The organism is Thermodesulfovibrionales bacterium (assembly GCA_035622735.1).
Lineage (GTDB): Bacteria > Nitrospirota > Thermodesulfovibrionia > Thermodesulfovibrionales > UBA9159 > DASPUT01.
In genome coordinates this window covers 1-4,452 of the sequence record DASPUT010000234.1, presented here as the reverse complement: position 1 = coordinate 4,452, position 4,452 = coordinate 1, and the positions used below count along the sequence as shown (strand labels likewise).

Annotated in this window: 5 protein-coding genes; all 5 read left to right on the top strand. The window is 55.6% G+C overall.

The genetic code is table 11. The features are described 5' to 3' along the window. Nucleotides 1–1,075: glutamate synthase-related protein (locus VEI96_12305; protein HXX58776.1), on the top strand; the 1,075-nt coding region annotated here is incomplete at its 5' end. Nucleotides 1,076–1,130: 55 nt separating this feature from the next. Further along, a complete protein-coding gene (locus VEI96_12300) occupies nt 1,131–1,925 on the top strand; it encodes an SDR family oxidoreductase (protein HXX58775.1) in 795 nt (264 codons plus the stop codon). A gap of 47 nt (nt 1,926–1,972) precedes the next feature. Next, entirely contained in the window at nt 1,973–2,533 is a 561-nt protein-coding gene (locus VEI96_12295; GenBank protein ID HXX58774.1) for a phosphopantetheine-binding protein, read from the top strand. 36 nt (nt 2,534–2,569) lie between these two features. Continuing rightward, nucleotides 2,570–3,865, top strand: a complete 1,296-nt coding sequence (locus VEI96_12290; protein ID HXX58773.1) for a beta-ketoacyl-[acyl-carrier-protein] synthase family protein — start codon at nt 2,570–2,572, stop codon at nt 3,863–3,865. Continuing rightward, on the top strand, nt 3,858–4,452 hold a 595-nt coding region (locus VEI96_12285), incomplete at its 3' end, for a beta-ketoacyl synthase N-terminal-like domain-containing protein (GenBank protein HXX58772.1). The genes VEI96_12290 and VEI96_12285, both read left to right, overlap by 8 nt.

The window sequence follows — 4,452 nt, the reverse complement described above, 5'->3', positions numbered from 1 at the left end:
GCGGAAGTGCCATCTCAATACCTGTCCGACCGGTATCGCTACGCAAGATGAGAAACTCAGGTCGAAGTTCAGGGGGAAGATCGAGGGAGTGACGGCATACTTCACCGCGGTAGTTCGCGAGGTGAGGGAGATCATGGCCGAAATGGGTTTCAGGAGGTTCGACGAGATGATAGGAAGGTCCGATCTGCTCACGGCAAGGACGGAATACCACGGAATCACGACGAGGCTGAACCTCGATCAGTTCTTCGGCGGACATTCCCGGGTCCGACCCGGAAGATGCCTCGTCGCGAGAAACGATAATCCCGCTCCGTCGATGAACAACAGACTCTCCGAGGAACTCCTGCCCTTCATAGAGAAGGGAGCACCCGTCGAGAAAGAATATGAGATCAGAAATATCGACCGGAGTATCCCGATAAGGCTCAATTTCCATATAGCCGTGAGATATCGGGACGAAGGGCTCCCTCCGGATACGATACGATTGACCTTCAGGGGAACGGCAGGTCAGAGCTTCGGGGCCTTTAACCATAGGGGCCTTTCTCTCACGTTGATCGGCGACGCCAACGACTACGTTGGAAAGGGCATGTACGGCGGCAGGATTGTCATAAGGTCTCAGGCCGCCCTCGCAGAGGATTCCTCTCAGGTCGTTGCGGGGAATACCGTCTTGTACGGCGCGGTCGGCGGCGAGTTCTTCGTGGCCGGGAGGGTTGGGGAGCGCTTCGCTGTCAGGAATAGCGGAGCCACCGCTGTCGCGGAAGGAACGGGCCACCACCTCTGCGAGTACATGACAAGGGGGACTGTCGCGGTGATCGGTGAAGTGGGCCACAGCGTCGGAGCTGGAATGACCGGCGGGATACTCTACCTATTCGATGAAGACGATACCCTCACGGGAAAATTGGACACTTCCTATGTGAGGGCTCTCAGTCTCACCGACGAGGATGAGACCGGGGCATTGCGGGCACTCATCGAGAGACATTATCAATTCACAGGAAGCATAAAGGCCCGTGAAATTCTCGATGTCTTCCCGGAATCGCTGATACGGTTCAAGAAAGTCGTTCCCCTCTCCGCCCTTTCCTGATCGAGGGAAAGCAAGCCGAAACCTTTTAATTTTTCATCCAATCTGTGATATATTATTGGTTATCAATCAGATGGAATGGAATTCCTTCAGAGACAGAGTTGCTTTGATAACGGGCAGTTCCCGAGGCATCGGGAGCGCGATCGCGCGGAAATTTGCGCGCTCGGGCGCTGATGTTATCGTCAACTATCGCAAGGCGGGAGGGAAATCCCAGGCTCAGGGTGAACTCCTTTGCAAGGAGATCGAGGAGATGGGACGCCGTTCCTTCCTCATACAGGCAGATATATCCGCGAAGGAGTCGGTGAGATCTCTTTTCAAAGAGATTCGTGAACGCTGCGGCCGCCTCGATTTCCTGATCCTGAACGCTGCAAAGGCTCCGTTCAAGCCACTCGAAAACCTCCTTGAGCGCGAATTGAGGCAGCTCGTCGAGACAAATTACCTCGGCAACATATTCTGCGTCCAGGAGGCCCTTCCCCTACTCGAAAAGACCGAAGGAAAGGTCGTCTTCATTTCGAGTCTCGGAAGTCGTTTTTACAATCCCGCCTATCCCCTCGGCTCCATGAAGGCCGCGATGGAATCGGTGCTCAGGGACCTCGCGGAGAGCCTGAGCGGAATGAAGATATCCGTCAACGGTGTCTGCGGGGGCATCGTCAGGACGGATTCCTTTAAGGTGCTCAGGCAATATTGGGAAGAGATCGACCAGATGCCCGAAGAGCTCTTTGTGGAGCCGGACGAGATCGCCGACGCGGCGCTCTTCCTCTGTGACCCGGCGAGCAGGGGGATCAGAGGTCAGACGATTGTCGTCGACAGGGGCCTCAGCAACAGGCTGTACCGGCCGATACCGAAACGATAGGAAAACAACGAATTTAGACGTACCATATCAGCATTGGAGGAAATCATATGCAGAAGATTATATCTGAAGAAGTCGTTCTTGAAGAGGTGAAAAAGGCGATCGTCGAAACCCTGAGCATCGACAAGGAGACGATCAAGCCGGAAAGCTCTCTCATCAGGGATCTCGGCGCCGAGTCCCTCGATTTTCTCGATATCAACTACCGTCTCGAGCAGGCATTCGGAATCAAGATGGCGCGCCATTTCATCCTCGAACACATCGAAGAGATGTTCGGCGAGGGCTCTGCCATAGATGGAAACAGTCAGTTGACCGATAAGGCGGTTGCCCTCATGAAGATCCGGATGGAGGACAACGTTGCGGAAGTCCGGACCGGCATGGACATGGATGAAGTGCCGGCCATCGTCACCGTCAGATCGATTTCGCGGGGGGTCATGGATATTCTCGACAGCCTTCCGGAAAAGTGTTCGTCCTGCGGGAATTCTGCCTGGAAATCGGAGAACAATCTCCGCATCCGGTGCGGCTCCTGCGGGGAATACGCGACGTTTACGAACGGCGACGATCTCATTAAGGCCTGGCTGACGAAGGTCCAGGAAGAGAAGAAGATATTCTGAGGCATATCCAGAATCCTCTTTTCCTGAGCGAAGGTTATGACGAGAGAATTTTCTAAGCGGAGGGTGGTCGTCACCGGGTATGGGATGGTCACCTCTCTCGGGAAAGATACGAAAGAGACGTTTGCGAACGCGAGTCGCGGGGTCTCGGGTATCGATTTCTTAACGGCCTTTGACACGAAGGGATTGCCCTGCCGCATCGGCGGGGAGGTCAAAGACGCCTGGCTTGAGGAAGACCGGGACGACAGGGCCCGTCGGTTCCATAAATTTTCATCCCGCGGCCTGAGGCTGATGACGCAGGCGACCCTGGAAGCCTCGATTCAGGCGCGTCTCAACGATGTCGTGAACCGCGAGAGAATCGGGGTCTCCCTAGGATACCACGGTGAAAATCCGCCTCTCGAAGATGTCGTCTTTCTCCACCGATTCTATGACGGCGCCGGTTCATGGGACATGAAGCACCTATTGGATGCAGGGGGCTATTCGTATCTGAATTTCCTGAAAAGAAAACCCGATGTGGCGGCCTCGATCCTCTCGATCCTCTTCCGCTGCAAGGGGCCTACCCTCTCGATCGTGTCGGCGTGTTCAGCCGGGTCCCAGGCGATCGGAGAAGCGTTCCGCAGCATTCAGGAAGGCAAATCCGATGTCATGATAGCCGGAGGCTGCGAATCGACGCTCAACTTCCTCGGCTTTATCGGCTTCGTTCTCATAAAGGCGCTCGTAGAGAGGTACACCTCGCCCCAAAAGGCATCGCGGCCCTTTGATCGCAAGAGAAACGGTTTCGTGATGTCCGAAGGCGCAGGGACGGTCATCCTCGAGGAACTGGAACACGCCCGCTCAAGGGGTGTTCCGATACTCGGGGAGCTCCTCGGATACGGTGCCTCGGCGGATGCCCACCGGATTACCGACATACATCCCAAGGGTCTCGGAGCCATTCTCGCGATGAAAGGGGCGCTCGAGGACGCCTCCATTTCTCCAGAAGATATTGACTATATCAATGCCCATGGCACCTCGACGGTCCAGAATGACGCGACGGAAACCCTCGCGATCAAGGAGGTCTTCGGCGATAAGGCAAAGGATATCCCCGTAAGCTCGAATAAATCGATGCTCGGACATGCCATCGCTGCTGCCGGCGCCATAGAATGCATCCTGACACTCGTCGGGATGGATCGTTCGATTATCCTGCCGACTATGAACTATGAGTTCCCCGATCCGAAGTGCGACCTCGATTATGTGCCGAATGCGGCGAGGATGAAGGAACACCGGAGGGCCATCTCTAACTCCTTTGGCTTCGGCGGACAGAATGCCTGCCTCTGCATGGGGAAATTCGATGGATGACCGCGTTGTCATAACCGGTACAGGCATCTCCTGTTCTCTCGGTACCACCCGCGATGAGGTGTGGGGCTCGATGCTCGCAGGGAGAAGCGGGATACGTCCGATAGAGGGATTCGACACGGTTGGATTCGGTTGCCGGGTGGCCGCCCAGATTCAGGAGCTGAATCCCCGCGATCTCGGAATCAGTCCGAAAGATTCGCGGATCATGGATACCCACGCGTACATGCTCATGAAATCTTCCCGCGACGCCTATCGCGAGGCGAAGCTCGACACCGCGTCCGTTCCTGCTGAAGAGACCGGCTTTTATGCCGGCATGGGGATGGTCGACTACAGGATAGAGGACCTCCTCCCTGCGGTTCACAAATCGCTCAATTCCGGAGGCGGACTCGACTATGACGCATTCTTTTCAGAGGGATACAAGGAGGTCTATCCTCTCTGGCCGCTCTCGATGCTCAATAATATCAGTTTCTGCCAGGTCGCGATAAACCTCAACATAAAAGGTGACAACACCGTATTTTCTCCTCACGCCGATTCCGGCGCGCAGGCCGTTATCGAGGGGATGAGTGCGATACGCGAAGGGAAGGCGCAGG

Excerpts from the sequence above, each read along its gene's own strand:
- VEI96_12295 (HXX58774.1), top strand. The coding sequence starts at position 1,973 with ATGCAGAAGATTATATCTGAAGAAGTCGTTCTTGAAGAGGTGAAAAAG.
- VEI96_12290 (HXX58773.1), top strand. The coding sequence starts at position 2,570 with ATGACGAGAGAATTTTCTAAGCGGAGGGTGGTCGTCACCGGGTATGGG.